Genomic DNA, 22,395 nt, shown 5'->3' with positions numbered 1-22,395 from the left:
GTTTAGAGATACCCTTTTTGCTAATTTCATATTTTTCTTCTACTTTTTATAATATAACCCATAACACTTTTTTTAAATTTATAATAAACTTTCAACTCATTTTCTATGTTCAATTGCTGTATATCTAAAATAATTTGATTATTACAAATATCAGATTTATCAATTTTTAAATTACCATTATCCCGACTTATTATAATCATTTCATTATTTTTAAAGTTTACAAATAAATCTTTTTCTATATCTAATCTTTCTATATTTATTATCAACTTACTATCATTAATTTTATAATCTAATGGTAAATCAACTCTAAATATTGGAATAAAAAAAATAATCATAAAAACTATAGATACTGCTATAACAAAATTATTTAGAAAAAATAGCTTCTTTTGGATCACTTGCTCTCCAAAAATTTTATAATTGAATCTTTTTTTGAAATAAATTAGCAATATTTGCTCTGTGAGAAACTGCAATAATAATCTTGTCTTTATAAAAATCAATTAAGTTCTTATAAATTTCTATTCCCATATTTTCGTTAATAGAATTTCCAAATTCATCTAACACTAAAACATCAAAATCTTTCATTAAACATCTTACTAAAGCTATCCTTTGTTTTTCTCCCCCTGACACAAAAACTCCTCTATTGCCTACAACTTTGCTATCATCCAAATTGTCAAGTTCACATATTTTTAAAACTTCTAAATATTTTTGACATATTATCGGATTATTATAATCTAAATATAATAAAATATTTTCTTTTATAGTTCTATTAAATAAAAAAGAATCTTGTGTAAAATATGATATTTTAGATCTAAGGTTCTTAATATTTATATCATATAAATCTATATCATTTATTAAAATCTCCCCAGATGATATCCTGTCAAAAAATAGCATTAGATTTAGAACTGTAGTTTTACCAGCTCCAGTGCGCCCAATTAAAGCAACTTTATCATTCAAATTAACTTTAAAATTTAAATTTCTCAATATAACCTTATCTTTTTTTTTCTACTACAACATGTTTAAAGATTATATTTTCAATCTTTTTAATTTTGTAGTTAAATCCATTATTTCTAAAAGTCTCATTTTCATGCTCTACAAGCAATATTTTTTTAATTCTTTTCCAAGGTACTTTAGAGTTTTTGGTTAAAAAATAAAATTGCCAAAAATCACTAATAACATAAAAGAGATTATTAGATATACCACAAATAAAGATTGCTTGACCTAAACTAATAACTTTTTCCTGAACTTGATACCCTAAAAATCCAAGCAAAATTCCAATAATAACATATTGTAAAGCTACACTAAATTGTCCAGATGTATATCCCCAAAAAAGGGCATTTGTATTCATTGAAATAAGATTCTCAGTAGCAGAATCAAATTTATCTATTTCTTTTTGATATATATTAAAAAGTTTGATTTCTTTAGTAGAATCTATCGTGTCCGATAATTTTGAAGAATATAAAGCATATGCTTCTTGATATTTATATGTAAAATACCGATTTTTTCTATTAAAAAAAGAAGAAAATAGGTAAGGGAAAACAGCACTTAAAATAACTAATAAAATAATTAAAAAATTAAATTGTAAAAAAATTGGCAGTAGGATACTTAAAAAAATTATTGAACTTAGACTTTTTGCTATCGGTTCTATAAACAAACTATTCACAAGTCCTGTGTCACTTAAAATTCTCTGAGATAAATATGGATCTTTATTGAAAGCACTTCTACTGTCATATTTAGAGTTTAAGAATTTTGTTAAAATTATTTTTCTAAAATCAAACAAAACTTTGTTTTCTAATAAATATAAAGTAAGCGTTTTAAATAACGTAGAAATTGAACTAAAAATTAATACAGAAATATATAAAATCACAAAAGCCAAAATAAAACTAGTGCTAATATTAATTGTGTCTACAAAAATCATCATAAAAAAAGCAGTTACTATATTTATAAATTTCAGCAAAATGTCAATACAAAAATACTGCAAAACTTCTATTTTGTAATTTTTAAAAAGACTAAGTATAATATTAATTTTAGTCATTTTCTTTTATACTCTTATAGTATAGCTTCAATCCTTTCTCATACTTCCATTCATTACAACCCAATTCTAAAAAATTTCCTATATTACTCTCATTTTTAAATCTCCTTACCATATTACATCCACCTTTGCATACTGGCAATAGTTTACAATGATAACATTCTAATTTCTCAAAATCAAAATCTTTCTTTATCCAGTTGGTATGTTTATAAATTAAGCTTATATTTTTATCTCTAATATTTCCTATAGATTCTGATATTTCAAATACATTTTCAAAACATTTAAAAATATCTCCTTTAGCATCCACACTAAACACATTGCTTTTATATGCTCCGCATTCATTATATAATGATGGATAAGGAGTAAATTTAATGATGTTTTTATTAAGTAATTCCTCATAAATACTAAAATATATTCTAGAATAATCTCTAGAATCTAAGACATCGCTTAGAATACTAAAATCTAAATTTGAATTTAGGTAAGGGATATGTAAAGGTCCTAAAGCGAAGTTTACATTATTGGATAATAAATTGTCGTTTTTTAATCTTATAGCAAAGTTGACAATTTGAGTGAAATTTCTTTTTGACAAGGCAATTCTTAAAACAATTGGTATTAATCCAGCTACATTTTTTATGTTCTCATAAGTATTATTAAAATTTGATTTATTTGTATTTTTAATAGGTCTACTCAGTAAATCTAAAATTTCTGTTGGCTCTATAGAAATTTGTATATTAGTAATATTTATTTCTTTTAATTTTTTTATAACAGTTTCATTTAATAAAACAGCATTTGTTATAATGTTAAACTCAAATCTAATATCATTTATACAACAAAAGTTAATAATTTCTTCAGACAACTTTACAATATTATCGAATTCAACTAGTGGTTCTCCTCCCGTCCATGTTATAAATAATTTTTTAATTTTATATTTTTCATAATAATACTTTATAAAACCAATAATATTCTTATGAGTTTCAAATGAAAACTTATATATTTTCTTTTTATTTACATAACAAAATATACAATTCAAGTTACATTCATTTGTAACCGCTATAGTCAAATTTAGGCTATTATAATAATATCTTTTTTTCTCAAAATTAATTATAACTTCATTTTTTTCATCTCTATTACAATTTACAAAAAAACCTAATTCACAAAGTTTTTTAAAATCATTATCAATTCCTAAATTAGCAATACTGTTACTATTGACTTTTATTACATAATCAAAGTTTTAATTTAACTAAATTATTATTTTTACTATTATAAAGCAATAAATTATCTCTATCTAAATTAACAACAAAATTATACTGAGAAATCTTAATTTTTTGCATATACAATCTCCTGAATAAATGCCTCATAGTACAGAAAGCACCATGAGGCATTTATCATAATATCTACAAATTAAAATGGCCGTGGACTTGGTGGTGGAAGGGAAGGTTGGGGTCGTGGTGGCGAAACTAATGTGGCACAATATCCTTCATAACCTGCACAAGCACATTCATCGTCATTTAACTTGTAATCTTCATAATCTAACTTTGTAAGATGTAAAATTTCCACTTTTGCAAGTTCGTCATCTGTTATGGTATCAAAATTAGTTTCTTTAGGCAAGACATAGCGGATAATCGCACTACTATTTCTATTTCATTGCGCTCCGCTGCTTATTCTCCTGTATTTTTTCATTGCTTAATTTTACTAATTCTACTCCCATAAACTTATTTCTGTTATTTACTGCTTTGCCGACTTGTCCACAAAGATAAAAAGAATCGAAAAGACAAACAACGACCCTGTATGTTGCAACTTCTTTCCCTATTTTTTAAAAGACTTAACGGCAAGATATAACTTCTTTTTTTGCTTTGCTTTCGTAAACAACAGCGACTCTTGCATTAGCAAGCTGAGCTTGCAGATTGTATTGATAATTACAAGAGAATATATTATATTATTTAGAAAGCTAATTAATATAATAAAAACATATTATGTGTTCCAAAATAATATAAAACAAATAAAAAATTTGGCAAAAAAGAAGGATTGAATCTTAACCGTTGGGCATAAAAAGCTGTTTGAGAAAAGATAAAAAGAGATAAAGGTATAAATATAAATATTACAGATAAAAGAAAAGTAGCAATGTAGGACGTCAATTGATTATTCTAAGAAAAAAAGTAACAAGATTGACGTATTGACAAGTAAGTGTAAATAATAAATTCTTAAATAAGGAAAAATAATGAAAAAGTTACCATTAAGCACACAATCGTTTTCAAAGTTGATAGAAGACAACAAGATATATGTAGATAAGACAGAACATATATATAATTTGATAAATAGTGGTAGTGTATATTTTTTATCGCGCCCCCGCCGCTTTGGAAAATCATTGCTGATAAGTACATTCAAAGAGTTATTCAAAGGCAATAAAAAGATATTTGAAGGATTATATATATATGACAAATGGGACTGGATAAAAACAAATCCAGTAATACATTTAGACTTTACGGAGATAGGGTACAAGACGTCTAGCATGCTAGAAAATTCATTATTAGATTATGTAAATTCACTAGCATCAAAATATGAAGTTGAATTAACTAACAGCGCTTTACCAAGCAGATTTGCGCAGTTAATAGAGAAATTACACGAGAAAGCGGGAGACAGAGTAGTAATCTTGGTAGATGAATACGACAAACCATTGATAGACAATCTTAGTAAGAATGAAGTATATCCCGAAGTAAAAAGGACATTACATGACTTTTATCAAGTGATAAAGGCAAGTGATGAGCATTTGAGGTTTGTATTTTTAACAGGGGTATCAAGGTTTTCAGGTCTGTCTATATTTTCCGGGTTAAATAATTTGATAGATATAACTATGGAGGAAGAAAGCACAGGAATATGTGGATATACGCAAAAAGAATTAGAAAGTAATTTTAAGGAGTATATACAAAATGCTACTAAAGCAAATAAAATGACAGTTAAGAAACTGTTGTCAGAAATAAAGAGATGGTACAACGGGTATTCGTGGGATGGAAAGACGCTTGTGTATAATCCATTTTCGACATTAGCGTTTTTTAGAAAGAAAGAATTTGAGAGTTATTGGTTTGCGACGGGAACACCGACATTTTTAATAGAGCAAATAAGACAGCGCGATGATTTAGAATTATTTATAGGGCCAAAAGTAGTAGATTCGAACTCTTTAAGGGGCAGAGGCGATACTAGCATAGAGAATATAGCATTATTGTTTCAGACAGGATATTTGACAATAAAAAAGAAAGAGCTAGAAAATAATAGACCGCAGTATACAATAGACTTTCCAAATATGGAAGTAAGGACAGCATTTTTAACAAATGTAATAGAGAATTACAGTAATAGACAGTCAAATGAAATAAATAGTGTAGTAAGCAAACTATTAGAGCAAGTAAGAAATAAGGATGACAAAGGACTAGAAGAAAGTTTAAGGAAAGTGTTTGCGAATATTCCGAATAATTTACATATAAGCTTAGAAGCATATTATCACTCGATGTTTATGATGTTAATGATAGCAGTAGAGTATGAAGTAGAGGGGGAAGTAAATACAAATAAAGGAAGGATAGATGTAGTATTAAAAAAGGGGAAAGAAGTAATAGTAGTGGAAATAAAGCATGGGAAAGGAAGAAAAGTGGAGCAGCTGCTAAAAGAAGGGATGGAACAGATAAAGGAGAGGAAATATTATGAGAAGTATGCAAGTAGTGAAGTAAGGTTGTTAGCAATAGCGTTTGGAGGAAATAAAGAAATAGGCTGTAAGTTTGAGTAAAAAGAGACGAATTGAAAGAAGTTGTTGTATGTAGACTTAAGCAGTTTTAGAAAATAGCTATGAATGTAAGGAAGAGACACGAAAGTGCCTCTTTTATTTTTATAGATGTAAAATAATCAAGGCATTTTTATCTATCATCGCATAAAATTAAAAAGGCATTGCTGGTGTGACGGGAGGTCTGGGTGGTGGAACTACTGATGTTTTGGTTACATAGACTTTTGCAATTTTAGATAATTCCCTTATAAGAGGTTTAAGACCTGGACCATTTATACCATCATCATTAGATACTAAGATTTTATACATTGTATTATTTCCTTAAATATTAAAGTTTGAGGCAATTTAGAAAAACAAATATCACCACTTTTTTTTGGATTTGAAAGTAAAATTTCTATAGTTTCTTTTAACTTTTTTTCAGTTAAATCTTTCTCTTCTATAAGTATAAATTTATTATCTTCTTCTACTTCTTTTGCATTCCAATACTGATGATTGTCAGTTGCATAAGGATATGGTACAAACACTGCAGGCTTGTTTAAAGCTTTTATTTCAAAAACTGTTCCTGCTCCACAACGACATATAGCAACATCGCTTACAGCATAAGCATCAGATATATTATGCATATATTTAAAAACTTGATAATTTTTATTTAATTCTACTAGTTTTAAGATGTTAGAATAACTTTTGTAGCCTGTGATATGTATTGCTTGTACTTGTTTGCTTTTGGACAAATCTAATAGACTTTTACAAGCAACCTCATTAAGTTTTACTGCACCCAAACTACCACCAAAAACTAAAATTGTAAAAATATCATTCTCTATATCTAAATTTTCCAAAGCTTTTGTTTTAGACGCATGCAAGATCTCTTCTCTTACAGGATACCCAGAAAAAACAATATTAGCATTTTTAAAGTATTTTCTTGAATATTCAAAACTTATAAAAGTTTTGTCAACTATTTTATTTAAAACTATGTTTGCTTTGCCTGGGATAGTGTTTTGTTCATGTATAAAAGTTTTATTTTTCAAAATTTTTGCTGCAACAAGAGCAGGCACAGATATATAACCACCAGTACCAATAACAAAAACTGGCTTTAATATCGCAATATTTTTTAAAGCTTTTAAAAACGACAAAAATAACCTGCTTAAAAATACCCAAAACGAAAAAGAAATCTTTCTAGGCATTCCAGAAAGATTAAACAAAATATATTTAAAACCATTATTTCTTAAAATCTCAATAGAAATTTCATTATTGGTTATAAAAAAAATTGGATTATAACCATTCTTTGCAAATTCTTTTGCTAAAGCAATACCAGGATAAATATGTCCACCTGTACCACTTGAAGCGATAATTATATTTTTATATTTCATAGAATTCTTTTAGAATATTGCGATAAATTAATTAATATACCTGCAGCTGCCATATTACTAACTAAAGACGTGCCTCCAAAAGAAATAAAAGGGAGAGGCACTCCTTTTGCAGGGAAAACTCCTGTAGTAACAGATAAATTTATAATTGCTTGAAATACTATTAAACAAGTTATGCCCAAACACAAATATTTAGTAAAAGTGTCCGGCATATATTTACTCATTTTTAAGCCTTTAAAAAATATATACATAAAAAAAATAATAACAAAACTTGACCCAACAAAGCCTAATTCTTCACCAATAACAGGGAAAATGAAATCAGTATGCACTTCTGGCAAATACATAAGTTTCAATTGACTTTTCCCAATACCTTTCCCAAAAAATCCGCCAGAACCTAACGCATTCAAAGATTGTTTTACTTGATACGAAGATGCGTCTATATTTATAAAAGAAGCAACATAGTCTTTAAATCTCACTAACCTATAAGGTTTTCTTACAATCTCTTCTGCCATTAAAATCATTATACTTACAAGACCTAAAAGTATAGCTTTTATTTTAATACCAGCACAAAAAAGCATTGTAAAACAAACACCAGCTATTAAGATAGGTGTACCTAAATCCGGCTCTAAAGCTATTGGAACAAGCATTAATAAAATAATAACACTAGGCGCTAAAAGAGCTATCCACTTATCCATTAAATCTTTTTTTCTTGATATAAAATCAGCTATTATTATAATCATAGAAACTTTAGCAATCTCTGAAGGTTGTACAGTAAAAAAGGATATAGACAACCATCTTTTGGCTCCAAGTCTAGATACTCCAACAAATAAGACTATTACTACAAACACTAATGTAAGAAAATATATTATTTTAGAATACTTTTGATAAAACTTATAATCTATTAGAAAACTCGTAATAAACATAGCAACAAAACCCAAGCAAACCCACAATACTTGTTTAATAAAAAATTTATAAGGGCTTGCCCACCTTATATCAGCCATCACAACACTAGAAGAAAATACCATAAAAGAACCAAAAATAATACATATACAAATTATTATCATTAAAATATAATCGTACTTTGCAAAATCAATTTTAAACATAAAAAACCTATTTATCTAACTTAAAGGGCTATCTAAAAACCCTTATTTACAAGACATTTAAAAATATTACCTCTCTCTTCAAAGTTTTTAAAACTATCAAAAGATGCACAAGCAGGAGAAAATAAAACTATATCTCCGGTCTTAGAATTCATAGAAGCTTGTTTTAAAGCTTGTTCTAAACTTTTAGAATCAAAAAATGTGCTAGCCCCACGTAAATCTTTCTTAATTTCATTTGAAGCTTCTCCTATAAGAAATACTGCTTTTACTTTCTTTTTTATAAGCTGTTTTAACGAAGTATATGGAAACCCTTTATCTTGACCACCCATAATCAGATTAATGTTTTTATCAAAAGATTCTAAAGCAACCCTTGTAGAATCAACATTTGTAGCTTTGGAATCGTTATAGTAACTAACACCATTTATATTTTTTACAAATTCTATTCTGTGCGGAACGCCTTTATACTTTGAAATAACTTTTTCTATTGATTTCAAATGTATCCCTGCAAAGTAAGCTGCTGATACTGAAGCTAAAATGTTTTCTATATTGTGCATCCCAACAATATTAATCTTAGGTTTTATTTGAAAATATTTTTTACCAATTTGTATAACTATTTTCCCATCATCATAAAATATTCCATTTTTTAAAGGTTTTTTACTAAAAAAAATTACGTTTGATTTAGCTTTTTTAGACAACTTGCGACATATTTTGTCGTCGTAATTTACTATTAAAAAATCATTTTTATTTTGATTAACGAATACATTTTCTTTCCCTCTTATGTAAGCTTTCATTGTTTTGTGATGGCTGAGATGGTCTGGACTAATGTTGAGCAGTACTGATATATTCGCCTTAAAATTAGGCGAATCTTCTAACTGATAGCTCGAAAGTTCCATGGTTATATAAGTATTTTTTGTGGTTGTTAAGGCCTTAGCTGACAACGGGAGACCTATATTTCCAACAACAATAGAATCTTTGTGTTTCGATTTTATTATCTTAGATATTAAATCAGTAGTCGTAGTTTTTCCATTTGTGCCTGTAACAGCTATAATCTTTTTATATTTAGAGTTTAAAAGTGCAAAGGATAATTCGCTCAGTATTTTTATTTTTTTATTTTTAGCTTTTTTCAAAATAGGAATATCTGGAGATAAACCAGGACTTTTAATAATTATATCTGAATTTAAAATTTTATCTGAATGCCCACCAAGCTCTACTAAAATTTTTTTACTTAATTTTTTTATTTCCTTTGTCTTTGTTGCAGTCTCACTAGCAAAAACGTTGTTGCCTAACTTAAGAGCAAGATTTGCTACAGAAATACCACTTTTACCAAGTCCTAAAATTCCAATATTTTTTTTCATCAAACTACCTCAATTTCAAAGAAGCAAAAGAAAGTATTGCAAGTATTATACCTATAATCCAAAACCTTATCGTAACTTTAGTTTCAGAAAGTCCAAGCATCTCAAAGTGATGATGTATAGGTGCCATTTTAAAAATTCTTTTTTTTGTTTTTTTATAATAAAAAACTTGGAGTAATACAGAGCAAGCTTCTATAACAAAAATACCTCCAAGCAATACTAAAATAAGTTCTTGTTTTATAAACACTGCAGTCATACCTAAAATTCCTCCTAAAAACAAACTGCCTGTATCGCCCATAAAAATTTCTGCAGGGTGAGAATTATACCATAAAAACCCAAGTCCAGAACCTACAATAGCACTTAAAAATACCGCAATTTCTCCAGCTCCGGAAACATGGATAATTTTTAAATAATCAGCTATTTTTATATGACCTGCAAAATAAGAAAATAATGCAAGAGTAAACGCAACAATTATTATATTGCCTATTGCAAGGCCATCTAGACCATCTGTTAAGTTAACTGCATTAGAACTACCAACAAGTGTGATTATTACAAAAACTATATAAAAAAAAGAAAAGTTCACAAATAAACTCTTAAAAAAAGGAATATTGACAAGTGTCACATAGTCTGGATTTGAAGGAGAAAAATTTAAATATGCAGCAATAGCTGCGGCAAAAACAGTTTGGCCAAAAAGTTTACTTTTAGCAGAAAGGCCATCTGAGCTATGTTTTTTTAATTTTAAATAATCATCTAAAAAACCCAAAAGTCCAAACCATATTGTCCCGCACAAAAACCAAATAATAAATCTATTATCAAGCCTTGCCCACAAAAGAGTTGCCACTACAACAGATATTATTATAATAAGTCCACCCATGGTAGGAGTACCATTTTTGCTTAAATGTTGAGCAGGTCCATATTCTCTAACAATTTGCTTAGCTTTAAAATTTTTTAGCTTTTTTATGATATATGGACCAAATATAAAACATATTAAAAGACTTGTTAAAATGGCTCCGCCTGCTCTAAACGTAATATATCCAAAAAGATTAAAAGGGGTGAAAATGTTACTCAAATTATAAAATATGTGATACAGCATTAATTAGTTCGCCTCTCTTTATAAATAGTAGGTCTATCTAAAAACTCATTATAAAATTTCTCGTAAACTTCTTCTAATTTTATACCCCTTGAAGCTTTAAATAAAAAAACAGCATTATTTACTAAAAGAGTTTTTAAATGCAAAAAAAGTTCCTCCTTGTTTTTGGCATAAAAAACATTTTTATTATTTATAGCATTTTTTATATTTACAGATTTTTCTCCTAAAAGACTAACAGAATTTATATTTTTAGCAGCAATAAACTTACCCATCTCAAAATGAAATTTATCTGAATCTACTCCCAGCTCAAGCATATCTCCTAAAACAAGATTAATTTGTTTGTTAGGATATAAATCTAAAGTAGTTTCAATAGAAGCTTTTACAGAGCTCGGATTTGCATTATAAGCATCATTAATTAGGATGCATCCATTAGATGTAGTTTGAACACTCATTCTCATTTTAGGAGGATTAAAATTTTCTAAACCTGCTTTGATATCTAAAAGCCGCACACCTAAACCAATTGCACAAGATGCTGCAGCTAACGCATTTGAAACATTAAAAATACCCCTTACCGGAATAAAGACATTTATTGAATCTTTATTATGAGAGAGAGTAAAGTTAGTTCCATTTTCTGACATTTTTATGTTTTTCGCATAAACATCTGAATTTATATCCTCTAAAGAATAACTAACAAATTTCTTAGCTTTAAATTTTTTATGTGATAAGTTTTTTAAATTTTTATCGTCATTGTTAATAACTATCGTCCCATCTTTATTTACATTATAAAATAAGTCTATTTTTTCATTTAAAACCCTTTCTAAAGATCCAAACGTTTCAATATGAGAAACCCCTATGTTTGTAATAACCCCAATATCTGGTTTTACAATACTTGACAGTATGTTTATTTCGCCAAAAACAGATGTTCCCATTTCAAAAACAGAATAATCAATATCCGAAGCCAAATTAAAAGCAGATAAAGGAAGGCCTATTCTATTATTAAAATTTCCTTTACTTGAAAGAGTTTTCCCATTGTTTTGTAAAATTGAAGATAACATTTCTTTTGTAGTTGTTTTTCCATTAGAACCTGTTATACCAACTTTTTTAACATTTTTAAATTTCTCAATATAACTTCTAGAAGCTTCTCCAAGCGCAACAAGAGTATCTTTTGTTTTTAACATAGCAACTTTATTTAAATGACTAATACTTTGATCATCAAAACACATGTATTTTGAATAAACTACAGCACATCCTCCTTTAGAGATAGCGTCTTTTATAAAGTCATGTCCATCGTAACGATTACCTTCTATTGCAAAATAAATTTCATCTTTAAGTATAGTCCTAGAATCTATAGATATGCCTCTTACTAAAATGTTTTGAAAGCTACTTGAACAAGGTAATAATTCACTAAGATAACAAGGTTCCATTAGAAAGAAAACTCCTTTTGAACACTTTCTGATTGAACATTCTCTTTTTGCTTTTTTAAAACAATATATTTCTTTGCCATTTCTACATCGCTAAAATGTATTTTTTGTGTGCCAACAATTTGGTAAGCTTCATGGCCTTTTCCTGCAAGTAAAACAATATCACCTTTACCAGCCATAAACACTGCCTCTTTTATAGCTTCTTGTCTAGCCACGACAACTTTATAATTATCTTTATAAGATTTTTTTATTCCAACTTCTATGTCTAGCACAATTTCATTTGGATTTTCCGTTCTTGGATTATCTGAAGTTACAAAAACAAAATCACTCATTTCAACTGCAATTTTGCCCATTATAGGCCTCTTAGTTCTATCTCTATCGCCACCACAACCAAAAACAGTAATAATTCGTTTTGGTTTTAATTTTTTTATTGCAGATAAAACATTTTCTAATGCATCGCTAGTATGTGCATAGTCTACAACAACATCAAATTCTAAACCTTCTATATCAACTCTTTCAAGTCTTCCAGGAGCTTGAGCAGAATTATTTATAGCTTCTATTACTGCCTTAAAAGAAATGCCACTACAAATAGCCGCACCAAAAGAAGCTAAAGCATTATAAACATTATGTAGTCCAATATGTTTAATATTTACTTTTTCTTTTAGTCCATCAAAAATTAAATCAAAACTTGTCCCATTATTTTCAATAGATATATTTAATGCTGTAAAGTCAGAATTTGTGTTTTTGACCGTAGAGTAAAATTTGACTTGCGCATTTGCTACAAGCTTTGCAAGTTTTTTCCCGTACTTATCATCAAAATTAAGTATAGCATACTTTTTATTTTTATCGTCGTTTTTCCATAAATTTTTAAATAAAACAGACTTCGCATTAAAATATTCATCCATGTTTTTATGAAAATCCAGATGGTCTTGTGTGAGATTTGTAAAAATTGCTATATCGAAATCTATACCATAAACTCTATATAAACTTAACGCATGAGAAGAAACTTCCATTGCTATATTCTTTACACCACTATCTACAACACTTCTCATAAACTTATAAATATCTAAAGATTGAGGAGTTGTATTGGGCGCTTTTATAATATTTCCTTTGTATCTGTAGTTAATAGTCCCCATAACTGCACAATCTATGTTAGAGTAGTTAAATATACTTTCTATCATATAAGAAATAGTAGTTTTTCCATTTGTGCCAGTTATGCCTATAACATTCAGTTTTCTATCAGGATAATCATAGAATCTAGCACAAAAAACAGCCATAAACTTTAAAATATCTTTAACAATAATCTGTGTTACAGGACAATTTTCTTGTTTTTCAGTACGAATAATTACAGCTGCTCCATTACTTACAGCATCATTAATATATTTACTTCCATTTGTATTTTGCCCGGACAAGGCAAAAAAAGCAAAACCAGATTTAACTTCTTTTGAATTGTAAGAAACACCTAAAATATCTACGTCCTCTTTACCAAAAAGCATTCCATCCAAAACTGGTAAAAACTCTTTTAAGTTCATTTTTTATTCCAATAATTTTAGCTTTGCCTTGCTTGCTTCTGGATACACTTTCATGTTATCTATCCATGGCTTATCGTATTCGTCTTCCTTGCTAGTATTCCATTGATATTATAAATGCTTGCGTTATTGTTTACATTATACCTTTTTAATTTTTTTATTGAAATTGTTTTACAAAATTTAATTCATGAAACCTTGTTTGCAATTAAAAAAAGATTTAAAATTTTCTAAATAATACTTAAAAATTTTTTGTTTGGTCTCAAACAAGTAGCAAAAAAAAAACCGCCAGAATTATCTGTTAATATGGGGTCTGAGTCACGTTGTGTGTTGACAAATTTTAATTTTATATTATATTTGTGACACATTTGTAAAAGGAGATTTGCAGGGAAATTATCAATGGTAAAAATCGCATATGTAGTTAATGACCGAGGTTGTTGGTGGCGTACTTGGCATGTGCTTGGGCGGTTTTTGCCTCGGATGATTGATATATAAATTAAACCAATTATACATAACGCAAAGTGATCCGCTCACTTTGCGTTTTTTTATTATTTGACGCAAGGGTAGTATGTGCCTTTTGCATCATTTTTATTTTTTAGGAGGATTTATGCAACTTAAAGTATGTGGAATAAAAACTATAAAAGAAATTGAAATATTAAATAAAACGTTTCCCAGGTTTGTAGGGTTTGTATTTGCTGATTCGCGATGGCATGTGTCGGTTAGCTATGTAAAAGTCTTATTGAACAAATTGTCTCCTAAAATAAAAACGATCGCTGTATTTAGAGGCAATATGATAGACGAAATTATAGAAGTCAGTAAATTTGTTGATATGGTGCAAAAGGATATAAATTTTGATACAGTTGCAGATTTTATACTTTTTGATGGAGGCATAGGTGGACAAGGCAAAATGTTTGACTGGACTTTGTTAAGCAATATCAATAAACCATTTATACTGGCTGGTGGAATTTCTACTGAAAATGCAAAACTTGCAATTACCTATAACCATTGGGCTATTGATGTTTTATCCGGCGCAAGAACAAATGGAAAACTAGATGAAAATAAAGTAAGGAGGTTAACAAATTTATGTTAGGACGATTTGGTAAATATGGCGGACAGTATATACTCGAAACGCTTATGATGGCTGTGCAAGAACTTGAAAAAGCATATAAATATTATAAAAACAGCGCCTTTACAACTGAATTAAACGAATTGTTGTTAAATTATGCAGGTCGTCCATCTATTCTATATTATGCTGAAAAAATGACAAAAGATTTAGGTGGAGCAAAGGTTTACCTTAAACGCGAGGACTTAAACCATACAGGTTCGCATAAAATCAATAATTGTTTAGGGCAAGTTTTGCTTGCTAAAAAAATGGGAAAGAAAAGAGTTATTGCTGAAACTGGAGCAGGGCAACATGGGATAGCAACAGCAACTAGAGCAGCAATCATGGGTATGGAATGCGAGATTTTATGGGGCAAGAAGATATAAAACGCCAAGCATTAAACGTATATCGTATGGACTTTTGGGAGATAAAGCTAATAAAGAGGAGCATATAAGTGTATAAAACAATTTTAGGAAAGCTAACAACTAAACAAGAATTATCACAAGAGGAAGTTTCAAATTTAATTAAAGCAATTGCAGATAATAAAGTATCTGCCTCACAAAGCCGGGTTCCAAGTTGCCCTTTTAATCGAAATTAAAAGAAATATCGTATATGGCACGGGCAATGCGCGACAATTGTGTGCCTATTAAAACCAAGCAAAATGCCGACCTTATAGACACTTGCGGTAGAGGCGAAGGATTATCTACGTTTAACATTTCAACAGCAACAGCAATTGTGGCGACAGCAAGTGGTATTCCTATTGCAAAGCATGGAAGTCGTTCATCAGTAGTTTGTCAGGAAGCGCAGACGTTTTATAGGCTTTAGGTGTAAATATCAATTTAACTCCTGAAAACGTAAAAAAGATGATTGAAGAAATCGGTATAGCGTTTTGTATGCTCCTCTTTTTCATCCTGTTATGTGTAAAGTTTTACCTCCTAAAGCAGAACTTGGAATTAAAACAATTTTCTACACAATTATTGGACCATTGATAAATCCAGCTTTTGCTCCACGTCATTTACTTAGGAGTATATAAACCAAAGCTTTTAGACGATGTTTCATACGTTGCAAAAAAGATAGGTTATACAAATGCAATGTTTGTACATGGGTTAGACGGATTAGATGAAATTTCTCTTCTAGGTAAAACTCGTATAAATCAACTTAAAAATGGCAATATTAAAAGTTTTGAAATTTCTCCGGAACTGTTTGAGTTAACACGTCGCACATTAGAAGATATTAAAACAGGATCTCCTCAAGTAAATGCACAAACAATAATAGGTGTGTTTGATGGATCTATAAAAGGTCCGCATAAAGATGCAATACTTCTGAATGCTTCAGGTGCGTTAATGGTTGGTGGTAAAGCAACTGACTTTAAAGAGGGCATAAAACTTGCAAGAAAAATAATTGATAGTGGTAAAGCTCTTAAGAAGTTAAATGAGTTAAAATAGATGTCAAGGAGCTTTAGGATGACAAAGAGTGATTTGATGGCAAGACCAGTGTTCCATCAGACAAGAGATAGCATAGAGGCACACTTAACGGTATGTTTTGCAGCATTAGGTATATTCAATACAAAACTAATTAAGCATTAATCCGTAAGAGATCTTCATTTATTAGATAGATCTTAGAAATACTTTTTTATAGCTTGTTTAAATTGTTCTATAAATAATTTTTTAAAATAAGCTATATTGTTTTGTTAGTAAAATAATAGCTTTTTTATATTCAGTTTCATTAACACTACTATATGACAATGGACAATAATCATTTGCTAAAAGTAAAGCGTTACCTAATATTCTTGCCGAACGTTTGTTACCATCTTCAAAAGGTTGTATATAAGAAATCATTAACATAGCAATTAGAAATTTTTAAGAGAGTTTTTGGGTTTATTGATTATTTCTACAAGATGTTCTACAGATTGTCTTATTTGATGTATATTATCAATGGGTCTATAATTTGTCCCTGTAATGCCAACTCTATTTTTTCTTAATCCTAGATAAATATTAAGCTCATTGACAACTAACCTGTCGACATCTTCTATTTTGGAAATGGATAATTGTTTAAAATATCTAGGATCTGCATAAATAAAATCTAGCGCTTTTTTATGGTTTAAAATCATAATACCTGACTTGACCGTTTTAACGAAAAAAAGGGGAAATCACTCATAAAAAAGGTGGTTTGGGGGAACCCAAAAGGTCAAGTCAGGTATTAGTTTCTTCTGTTTTTTTTCCTTTAGCTTGCACATTTTCTTTAAGTAAACGTTCAGCATCTAGTAAAGAATAGGTATTGGCTTCTATCTGAGATGATTTCCATGAAAATTCTATGATCAACCGTTCCAATTCTTTTTGCAATAAAGTCGATGTTAATGTATTTTTGTTTTTTATATACTGATCGTTAAGCTTAGCAAGCTCTAGTTTCTCCTTATCTGTAAGCAAATTGTGTAAATGCGTCCAAATATCAAAATTAAAATATTTAGATTTTAAAACGCTTTTATCTATGTCTTTTTAAAATATTTTGCAACGTTTATTCGTTCAAGAATTGGTGAAACAATATACGTATAAGTTATATTTTTTGTATTTCCTATTTTTTTAATTTTTCCGTTTTGAATGAGAATATTTAAATAACTTTTGAGTTTTTAGTTGGTATACTTTTAGATATATGCTTGAATGTCATTTCTAGAAGCTGTTTTTTGTTTTTTTACATAATTTAAAATTAAATCTTGACGCCTACTGTACATATAACAATGCCCTCAATTTGTATCATTTTTATGTCATAATTGTATCATTTTGGTACGATTAAACAATGTTTTCATGATCCTAAAACTTTCTGTTTACCTTTTTATCACCTAAATCATCCTTAGGAATTTCTAGGTACTGTGCAATAGATTGTGCAATAGAAGCAAAAACCGGGGATGCTACAGAAGAAGCATAATAACTTTGACCTTTCGGCTCATCAATTATCACAAGTATAACAAATTCAGGCTCCATAGCTGGCAGCATCCCACAAAAAGAAGCCGTGTAAAATTTTTTAGAATATGTTTTTGTTAACGGATCTATCTTTTGAGCAGTACCAGTTTTACCAGCCACAGTATATCCTTTAACTTTTGCACTTTTTCCTGTTCCTAAATCAACAGCGTTTTTTAATATTTTTTTTATCGTATACGCTGTTTCTTTAGAAATTACTCTTCTTATTTCCATAGGATTAAAAATTTTTTGAGGACTATCATCATTACAGTTACATATTTTTTGAACTATATAAGGCTTTAAAAGTACACCATCATTTGCAATAGCACTGAAAGCATTTATCATCTGTAAAGCAGTCACACCTATACCCTGTCCAAAAGAAATTGTTGGAAGCGTTAAAGCATTCCACTCTTTTATATCTAACAAAAGTCCTTTTGCTTCACCAGGCAAATCAATACCTGTTAGAGAATAAAAACCAAACTTTCTTATATATTCATAAAAATCATTGTTCCCCAACTTTTTTGCAATTTTAACCATAGCAATATTAGAAGACATCTCCATAACTCTACTTAAAGATACCATCCCATCTATTTTATGGTCGTCTTTTATTATGTGATCTGCTATTTTAAGCTTTCCATTTTCTAAATAAAAAGTATCTGAAAGTTTAACTTTTCCTTCCTCTAAAGCTGATGCAACTGTAACTATTTTAAATGTGGATCCAGGTTCATATATATCACTAATTGCAGCATTTCTTAAAACTTTTAAGTCTTTAATTTTTTCTAAATGATCAAAATCAGGTAAAGACACCATAGCTAAAATACTACCTGTTTTGGGATTTTGTACAATGCATATAGCTTTTTTTGCTTGATATTTTTCAAAACTTTTTCTGAGCCCTTGTTCTGCTATATATTGTATATTTCTATCTATACTTAAAATTACATTTTGTCCGCAAATTTTGGATTGGTCAATAACTTTATTCTGTATTATATAGCCTCTTCCATCTCTATGCATATTTGACGTAACACGACTTCCTAAAAGACAATTGTTACATATCTTTTCTATTCCTTCTAAACCGTTACCATCACATCCAGTTATACCTAAAATATTAGAAAGCATTTTCCCTTCCGGGTAACTCCTAACATATTTACTTTCAAAGCCAACACCTTTTAATTTCGTACTCTTTATATTATCTGCTATACTAGAATCTACATTATAAACAATAGGAACATAAGCCCTATTTCCAAAATCATTTAAATCTTTCTCTTTAATTTGTATTCCATTTGTGAATAAACTATCCTTTACATTAGAAAAGTCTTCTATAACTTGTGGATCTAAAAAAATATTATATTTTTTTACACTTGTAGCAAGTATATTACCTTTTGTATCTAAAATATCCCCTCGCTTTGAGATTTCAACAATTTGACGATTTACCATCTTATCAACATTGCAACGTATTTTATCATGTAAAAAAATTTGTATATATACAAGCTTTGTAAATAAAAGAAAAAAGACTGCCAGTACCATAAGCACTAAAACAGTCTTTCTGTTAATATGTTTTTTTATATTTCTTCTCATTTTACATTCAAATTTATTCAATATATACTATATTTTGTTCATCTGCGGTAATAAAATTTTTATCTTTAGCTATTTTATACATTTTTTCAAGAGCTAGCATAGAATTTATTTTCAATCTTAAATTATCGTTCTCAGCAATAATATTATTATACTCTGTTTGTAAAGCGCTTATTTTATATGCAAATCTCAGTGAAGTGTTTTGTTGCCACAAATACACAAAAACACTAATAATTAAAAGCAAAATGAAAAAAAACGATTTATGCATCAGTCTTCTCACATACTCTTATTTTTGCGCTTCTACTTCTAGGATTTCTTTTTATCTCTTCGTCACTAGCTGTAACAACTTTCTTAGTAAGTATTTTATAAATTTTATTATCTGCATTTTGTTTAAAATTTAATTTAACTATTCTATCTTCAAGAGAATGAAAACTTATCACCACAGCGCGCCCATAGGGATTTAAAACTTCTGGAATATTTAACAACAAATTATCTAAATTTGAAAGTTCATCGTTAACAAATATCCTTAAAGCTTGAAACACTTTTGTAGCAGGATTTACTTTCCCTTCTTGCCTTTTAACACTACATACTATATCACGTAATTCTATAGCTGTATTTATTAGACCTCTTTGCCTTCTAACGCAAATAGCATCTGCAATCTGCCTTGACCTATATTCTTGCCCATATTTATAAAAAATATCTGCTAAATCTTTACTAGAATAAGTGTTAATTACTTCTTTGGCTGTCAATGGGTTTCTTATATCCATTCTCATGTCTAAAACATTAGCATTAAAAGAAAATCCTCTAGACAAATCATCAAATTGCTTAGATGAAACCCCTATATCAGCTAAAATACCATCAACTTTGTAAACATCTATGTTTGATAGAGCTTGTTTAATATTTTTGAAGTTGTCTCTTATAAAAGTTACTCTGTTGTCAAAGTCTTTTTTATTTTCAACAAATTGATTAGAAGCATCTTCATCCCAGTCAAAAGCAATAATTTTTATGTTAGGAAATTTATCAAGAAGATAAGAAGTGTGTCCTCCACCACCGAAAGTACAATCAACGTATAAACCATCTAACTTATTAACTAAATAACTTGATACTTCTAAAGGCATTACAGAAATATGATACATTTATTGTTAAGACCTTATTTGGATATAAATACTTTTACGGCAGTAAATAAAAGTACTACTGCAAAACATTTCTTTAAAATATTTTCTGGCAACATATCAGCAATGCTCGCACCAAAAAAACCGCCTATCACAAATCCCAGTCCTATTAAAGCAGCAACTGTAAGGTTTACATGCCCCTTTTTATAATATACTAGCATAGAAAAAAAACTTAAAGCTATTACAGCAAGAGACGTCCCCTGAGCCTGATGTTGACTCATTTTTAAAAGTATAAGCATGAGAGGGATTAAAACACTTGCTCCACCCACACCAAAAATACCACCAAAAAAACCGCCCAAAAAACCTGTAACTATACAAATAACTATTTCCATAAAATCATACCTTTAAAACTATTGCCTAATTAAAGATGGATTGTACACCGAATTCTGTCTTTTAATAATAATTAAAAGTGCAATCATTTCTCTGTCGTTAAAATCGCTTTTAACGATCAAGCGGCCAAAATTCAGCCTTGCTTTCCGGTAAGGATTTAGCCGTTTCACATTTTGTATTACTACAAAACTTATCCTATTACAAGGATACTTTTTACATTTCTATAAAAAGCGTCTCTGTTCGCACCTCTACTCTTACAAGCGATAGGGATTACCTATTACCGTTTACTATGCATAATTAATATACATAGTTAAAGTTCGGACTTTCCTCTTTACATCTATAGTAATTAAACTATAGTATAAAGCGATTGCATACCCATCTTTATAGGAGTATTTTGATCTCTATAAAAACTTTTTTATTTTTTAAACAATATTCTAGAACAATTATCGCAAAAAACTAATTCTTGTGCTTTTTGAGCTTGGTTAATTAACTGTGGTCTTAAAACCATACCACAAGCTCCACAACTTTCTCCATCAACTAAAACAAGACCAATTCCATCACGTCCCTCTCTCAACCTTTCATACTGCAAAAATATAGACTTATTTATTTTAGATTCTTGTTTTTGTCTATCAACTTCCACTATTGCTATTTCTTTTTTTTTATTTTCAATTAAAGATTCTATTTCTAAAATATCTCTTTTTATTTTGCTATCAAAATCTTGAAAGTCTTTTTCTAAATTTTTTATAACTAAAGCTTCTTTATCAACTGTATCCATAAGTTGCAAAATTTCATCTTCAATTATACTTTTATCTGCTTTAATTTTTTCTATTTCTAATAGAAGAGCTTTATATACTTCATTAGATTTTACTGTATTTAATTCTAGAGAATGTCTAGATATTAATTCTTCCTTAGAATTAAGAAATGCCTCTTTTTCTTTCTTTATAGAATTTATTTCAACAAAAGACCTTTTTATGTTATCTAGTTCTGTACGTCTATTTTGTAAATCTTCCTTTTTTCTTTCAATATCTAGAATAGCTTCCTGTATCTGTTTGTTTAAATTATTTATTTTATTATCATAACTTTGTAAATCATATAACATTTCCAAATGTTGTCTCAAATTTTCCATGTACCCCTCGATTTATCAATCAATCTAGTAAAAAAATTAATCATAATAAACATTATGATTATAGCAAATTAATAAATATTTCTTGTTGCATTCATTTAGCATTCCACCAAGAATTTATTTGTAGTAATTAAATTTTGATATACTAATAAAGCTATAGCTAACAGCAATACTGTTAATATAGATTAGGATCTAATTAGATATCAACTCATTTATAATAATTTAACTCAAATATTTCTTGCTTTTCTTCTCTTCCTTTGCTTTTGCTCAAATTATTAATATCACTAATAGTCCTAATTACACCATCTCTGGCAATAGTACTATTACTGATTCTTCTAATCCTGACTGTGGGAAAATAGATTTTTATTCTTACCCTTGGCTTTCTTCTAACTTTAATGTCTCTTCTAATAACTCTCTTGTTATTCATTCTACTATGTCATACCGCACCATCTACGGCTCTGTTAATTTCCCTTTTACTTCTTCTTCTGTTTCAT

General features: G+C 28.9%; 27 protein-coding genes, 1 other RNA gene and 1 pseudogene. 8 read left to right on the top strand and 21 right to left on the bottom strand.

Features of this window, described 5'->3' with window-relative positions:
• Positions 1-26: 26 nt before the first annotated feature.
• The 5 genes from LBD57_RS01145 to LBD57_RS01125 all read right to left on the bottom strand — a co-directional run bounded on the left by LBD57_RS01145 (position 27) and on the right by LBD57_RS01125 (position 3,637).
• A complete protein-coding gene (locus tag LBD57_RS01145; RefSeq protein ID WP_373469513.1) occupies positions 27-395 on the bottom strand; it encodes a hypothetical protein in 369 nt (122 codons plus the stop codon).
• Between the two features lie 16 nt (positions 396-411).
• The gene (locus tag LBD57_RS01140) at positions 412-981 is read right to left on the bottom strand and encodes an ATP-binding cassette domain-containing protein (RefSeq protein WP_373469512.1); all 570 of its coding nucleotides are present in this window, start codon (positions 979-981) and stop codon (positions 412-414) included.
• Positions 982-988: 7 nt separating this feature from the next.
• Complete coding sequence (locus tag LBD57_RS01135) at positions 989-2,032, bottom strand: ABC transporter transmembrane domain-containing protein (RefSeq protein WP_373469511.1); 1,044 nt, start codon at positions 2,030-2,032, stop codon at positions 989-991.
• Complete coding sequence (locus tag LBD57_RS01130; RefSeq protein ID WP_373469510.1) at positions 2,025-3,089, bottom strand: radical SAM protein; 1,065 nt, start codon at positions 3,087-3,089, stop codon at positions 2,025-2,027. Before LBD57_RS01130 ends, LBD57_RS01135 begins: the two co-directional genes overlap by 8 nt.
• A 341-nt stretch (positions 3,090-3,430) precedes the next feature.
• Positions 3,431-3,637, bottom strand: a complete 207-nt coding sequence (locus LBD57_RS01125) for a hypothetical protein (RefSeq protein ID WP_373469509.1) — start codon at positions 3,635-3,637, stop codon at positions 3,431-3,433.
• A 610-nt stretch (positions 3,638-4,247) separates the two neighbouring features.
• Between LBD57_RS01125 and LBD57_RS01120 the strand changes: the two genes are divergently transcribed.
• Positions 4,248-5,801, top strand: coding sequence for an AAA family ATPase (locus LBD57_RS01120; RefSeq protein ID WP_373469508.1), 1,554 nt, complete (start codon positions 4,248-4,250; stop codon positions 5,799-5,801).
• Between the two features lie 147 nt (positions 5,802-5,948).
• On the opposite strand, the gene LBD57_RS01115 is transcribed toward LBD57_RS01120, so the two are convergent.
• Genes LBD57_RS01115 through LBD57_RS01085 form a run of 7 tightly spaced genes read right to left on the bottom strand, consistent with a single transcriptional unit; the run spans position 5,949 to position 13,654 of the window.
• Positions 5,949-6,104 (bottom strand): 5'/3'-nucleotidase SurE, encoded by a 156-nt coding sequence (locus tag LBD57_RS01115; protein WP_373469507.1) that lies wholly within the window; start codon positions 6,102-6,104, stop codon positions 5,949-5,951.
• On the bottom strand, positions 6,089-7,162 hold the full coding sequence (gene murG / locus LBD57_RS01110) for an undecaprenyldiphospho-muramoylpentapeptide beta-N-acetylglucosaminyltransferase (RefSeq protein WP_373469506.1): 1,074 nt from the start codon (positions 7,160-7,162) through the stop codon (positions 6,089-6,091). The genes LBD57_RS01115 and murG overlap by 16 nt, the downstream gene beginning before the upstream one ends.
• Positions 7,159-8,262 carry a putative lipid II flippase FtsW gene (gene ftsW, locus LBD57_RS01105; protein ID WP_373469505.1) on the bottom strand — a complete coding sequence of 368 codons (1,104 nt, stop codon included), beginning with the start codon at positions 8,260-8,262 and terminating at the stop codon, positions 7,159-7,161. The genes murG and ftsW overlap by 4 nt, the downstream gene beginning before the upstream one ends.
• Before the next feature lie 32 nt (positions 8,263-8,294).
• Positions 8,295-9,614, bottom strand: coding sequence for a UDP-N-acetylmuramoyl-L-alanine--D-glutamate ligase (gene murD / locus LBD57_RS01100; protein ID WP_373469504.1), 1,320 nt, complete (start codon positions 9,612-9,614; stop codon positions 8,295-8,297).
• Between the two features lie 4 nt (positions 9,615-9,618).
• Entirely contained in the window at positions 9,619-10,704 is a 1,086-nt protein-coding gene (mraY, locus tag LBD57_RS01095; RefSeq protein WP_373469503.1) for a phospho-N-acetylmuramoyl-pentapeptide-transferase, read from the bottom strand.
• A complete protein-coding gene (gene murF, locus LBD57_RS01090; RefSeq protein WP_373469502.1) occupies positions 10,704-12,125 on the bottom strand; it encodes a UDP-N-acetylmuramoyl-tripeptide--D-alanyl-D-alanine ligase in 1,422 nt (473 codons plus the stop codon). Before murF ends, mraY begins: the two co-directional genes overlap by 1 nt.
• Positions 12,125-13,654 (bottom strand): UDP-N-acetylmuramoyl-L-alanyl-D-glutamate--2,6-diaminopimelate ligase, encoded by a 1,530-nt coding sequence (locus LBD57_RS01085; RefSeq protein ID WP_373469501.1) that lies wholly within the window; start codon positions 13,652-13,654, stop codon positions 12,125-12,127. Before LBD57_RS01085 ends, murF begins: the two co-directional genes overlap by 1 nt.
• 601 nt (positions 13,655-14,255) lie before the next feature.
• Here LBD57_RS01085 and LBD57_RS01080 point away from each other — a divergent pair.
• From LBD57_RS01080 to LBD57_RS01055, 6 genes and pseudogenes are all read left to right on the top strand, one after another.
• Positions 14,256-14,738 carry a hypothetical protein gene (locus tag LBD57_RS01080; protein ID WP_373469500.1) on the top strand — a complete coding sequence of 161 codons (483 nt, stop codon included), beginning with the start codon at positions 14,256-14,258 and terminating at the stop codon, positions 14,736-14,738.
• Positions 14,732-15,186 (top strand): annotated as a pseudogene (locus LBD57_RS01075) (pyridoxal-phosphate dependent enzyme); the annotation flags it as partial. The gene LBD57_RS01080 and the pseudogene LBD57_RS01075, both read left to right, overlap by 7 nt.
• Before the next feature lie 18 nt (positions 15,187-15,204).
• Positions 15,205-15,348: a hypothetical protein gene (locus LBD57_RS01070; protein WP_373469499.1), complete on the top strand. Its 144-nt coding sequence runs from the start codon at positions 15,205-15,207 to the stop codon at positions 15,346-15,348.
• Between the two features lie 14 nt (positions 15,349-15,362).
• Positions 15,363-15,575 carry a hypothetical protein gene (locus tag LBD57_RS01065; protein ID WP_373469498.1) on the top strand — a complete coding sequence of 71 codons (213 nt, stop codon included), beginning with the start codon at positions 15,363-15,365 and terminating at the stop codon, positions 15,573-15,575.
• 91 nt (positions 15,576-15,666) lie between these two features.
• Positions 15,667-15,783, top strand: coding sequence for a hypothetical protein (locus LBD57_RS01060; RefSeq protein ID WP_373469497.1), 117 nt, complete (start codon positions 15,667-15,669; stop codon positions 15,781-15,783).
• Complete coding sequence (locus LBD57_RS01055) at positions 15,752-16,195, top strand: hypothetical protein (RefSeq protein ID WP_373469496.1); 444 nt, start codon at positions 15,752-15,754, stop codon at positions 16,193-16,195. Before LBD57_RS01060 ends, LBD57_RS01055 begins: the two co-directional genes overlap by 32 nt.
• A 222-nt stretch (positions 16,196-16,417) precedes the next feature.
• Here the strand turns inward: LBD57_RS01055 and LBD57_RS01050 are convergent, their stop codons facing one another.
• The 9 genes from LBD57_RS01050 to LBD57_RS01010 form a co-directional block, all read right to left on the bottom strand.
• Positions 16,418-16,588: a Fic family protein gene (locus LBD57_RS01050; protein ID WP_373469495.1), complete on the bottom strand. Its 171-nt coding sequence runs from the start codon at positions 16,586-16,588 to the stop codon at positions 16,418-16,420.
• Between the two features lie 11 nt (positions 16,589-16,599).
• Positions 16,600-16,860: a hypothetical protein gene (locus LBD57_RS01045; protein ID WP_373469494.1), complete on the bottom strand. Its 261-nt coding sequence runs from the start codon at positions 16,858-16,860 to the stop codon at positions 16,600-16,602.
• An 82-nt stretch (positions 16,861-16,942) separates the two neighbouring features.
• Positions 16,943-17,176, bottom strand: coding sequence for a hypothetical protein (locus tag LBD57_RS01040; protein WP_373469493.1), 234 nt, complete (start codon positions 17,174-17,176; stop codon positions 16,943-16,945).
• Positions 17,177-17,557: 381 nt separating this feature from the next.
• Positions 17,558-19,279, bottom strand: coding sequence for a peptidoglycan D,D-transpeptidase FtsI family protein (locus tag LBD57_RS01035; protein ID WP_373469492.1), 1,722 nt, complete (start codon positions 19,277-19,279; stop codon positions 17,558-17,560).
• A 13-nt stretch (positions 19,280-19,292) separates the two neighbouring features.
• Positions 19,293-19,544: a hypothetical protein gene (locus tag LBD57_RS01030; RefSeq protein WP_373469491.1), complete on the bottom strand. Its 252-nt coding sequence runs from the start codon at positions 19,542-19,544 to the stop codon at positions 19,293-19,295.
• Positions 19,537-20,412: a 16S rRNA (cytosine(1402)-N(4))-methyltransferase RsmH gene (gene rsmH / locus LBD57_RS01025; protein ID WP_373469490.1), complete on the bottom strand. Its 876-nt coding sequence runs from the start codon at positions 20,410-20,412 to the stop codon at positions 19,537-19,539. The genes LBD57_RS01030 and rsmH overlap by 8 nt, the downstream gene beginning before the upstream one ends.
• 14 nt (positions 20,413-20,426) lie before the next feature.
• Complete coding sequence (locus LBD57_RS01020) at positions 20,427-20,780, bottom strand: TSUP family transporter (RefSeq protein ID WP_373469489.1); 354 nt, start codon at positions 20,778-20,780, stop codon at positions 20,427-20,429.
• A gap of 27 nt (positions 20,781-20,807) precedes the next feature.
• Positions 20,808-21,161, bottom strand: an RNA gene (gene rnpB / locus LBD57_RS01015) — RNase P RNA component class A.
• Between the two features lie 32 nt (positions 21,162-21,193).
• Positions 21,194-21,904 (bottom strand): zinc ribbon domain-containing protein, encoded by a 711-nt coding sequence (locus LBD57_RS01010; RefSeq protein WP_373469488.1) that lies wholly within the window; start codon positions 21,902-21,904, stop codon positions 21,194-21,196.
• A 235-nt stretch (positions 21,905-22,139) separates the two neighbouring features.
• Between LBD57_RS01010 and LBD57_RS01005 the strand changes: the two genes are divergently transcribed.
• A partial coding sequence (locus LBD57_RS01005) for a hypothetical protein (RefSeq protein WP_373469487.1) occupies positions 22,140-22,395 on the top strand: 256 nt, incomplete at its 3' end.

The organism is Candidatus Endomicrobiellum cubanum (assembly GCF_031278955.1).
Taxonomy (GTDB): domain Bacteria; phylum Elusimicrobiota; class Endomicrobiia; order Endomicrobiales; family Endomicrobiaceae; genus Endomicrobiellum; species Endomicrobiellum cubanum.
The sequence above is the reverse complement of the archived record's forward strand: the minus strand, read 5'-3'. Positions and strand labels throughout refer to the sequence as shown.

What these genes read in the sequence shown, in the direction of transcription:
- LBD57_RS01020 (WP_373469489.1), bottom strand. Translation starts at nt 20,780, where the DNA reads ATGGAAATAGTTATTTGTATAGTTACAGGTTTTTTGGGCGGTTTTTTT.
- LBD57_RS01045 (WP_373469494.1), bottom strand. Translation starts at nt 16,860, where the DNA reads ATGATTTTAAACCATAAAAAAGCGCTAGATTTTATTTATGCAGATCCT.
- mraY (WP_373469503.1), bottom strand. Translation starts at nt 10,704, where the DNA reads ATGCTGTATCACATATTTTATAATTTGAGTAACATTTTCACCCCTTTT.
- murD (WP_373469504.1), bottom strand. Translation starts at nt 9,614, where the DNA reads ATGAAAAAAAATATTGGAATTTTAGGACTTGGTAAAAGTGGTATTTCT.
- LBD57_RS01035 (WP_373469492.1), bottom strand. Translation starts at nt 19,279, where the DNA reads ATGAGAAGAAATATAAAAAAACATATTAACAGAAAGACTGTTTTAGTG.
- LBD57_RS01010 (WP_373469488.1), bottom strand. Translation starts at nt 21,904, where the DNA reads ATGGAAAATTTGAGACAACATTTGGAAATGTTATATGATTTACAAAGT.
- murG (WP_373469506.1), bottom strand. Translation starts at nt 7,162, where the DNA reads ATGAAATATAAAAATATAATTATCGCTTCAAGTGGTACAGGTGGACAT.
- LBD57_RS01115 (WP_373469507.1), bottom strand. Translation starts at nt 6,104, where the DNA reads ATGTATAAAATCTTAGTATCTAATGATGATGGTATAAATGGTCCAGGT.
- murF (WP_373469502.1), bottom strand. Translation starts at nt 12,125, where the DNA reads ATGGAACCTTGTTATCTTAGTGAATTATTACCTTGTTCAAGTAGCTTT.
- LBD57_RS01050 (WP_373469495.1), bottom strand. Translation starts at nt 16,588, where the DNA reads ATGATTTCTTATATACAACCTTTTGAAGATGGTAACAAACGTTCGGCA.
- rsmH (WP_373469490.1), bottom strand. Translation starts at nt 20,412, where the DNA reads ATGTATCATATTTCTGTAATGCCTTTAGAAGTATCAAGTTATTTAGTT.
- LBD57_RS01030 (WP_373469491.1), bottom strand. Translation starts at nt 19,544, where the DNA reads ATGCATAAATCGTTTTTTTTCATTTTGCTTTTAATTATTAGTGTTTTT.
- LBD57_RS01065 (WP_373469498.1), top strand. Translation starts at nt 15,363, where the DNA reads ATGGCACGGGCAATGCGCGACAATTGTGTGCCTATTAAAACCAAGCAA.
- LBD57_RS01080 (WP_373469500.1), top strand. Translation starts at nt 14,256, where the DNA reads ATGCAACTTAAAGTATGTGGAATAAAAACTATAAAAGAAATTGAAATA.
- LBD57_RS01135 (WP_373469511.1), bottom strand. Translation starts at nt 2,032, where the DNA reads ATGACTAAAATTAATATTATACTTAGTCTTTTTAAAAATTACAAAATA.
- LBD57_RS01120 (WP_373469508.1), top strand. Translation starts at nt 4,248, where the DNA reads ATGAAAAAGTTACCATTAAGCACACAATCGTTTTCAAAGTTGATAGAA.
- LBD57_RS01085 (WP_373469501.1), bottom strand. Translation starts at nt 13,654, where the DNA reads ATGAACTTAAAAGAGTTTTTACCAGTTTTGGATGGAATGCTTTTTGGT.
- LBD57_RS01060 (WP_373469497.1), top strand. Translation starts at nt 15,667, where the DNA reads ATGTGTAAAGTTTTACCTCCTAAAGCAGAACTTGGAATTAAAACAATT.
- ftsW (WP_373469505.1), bottom strand. Translation starts at nt 8,262, where the DNA reads ATGTTTAAAATTGATTTTGCAAAGTACGATTATATTTTAATGATAATA.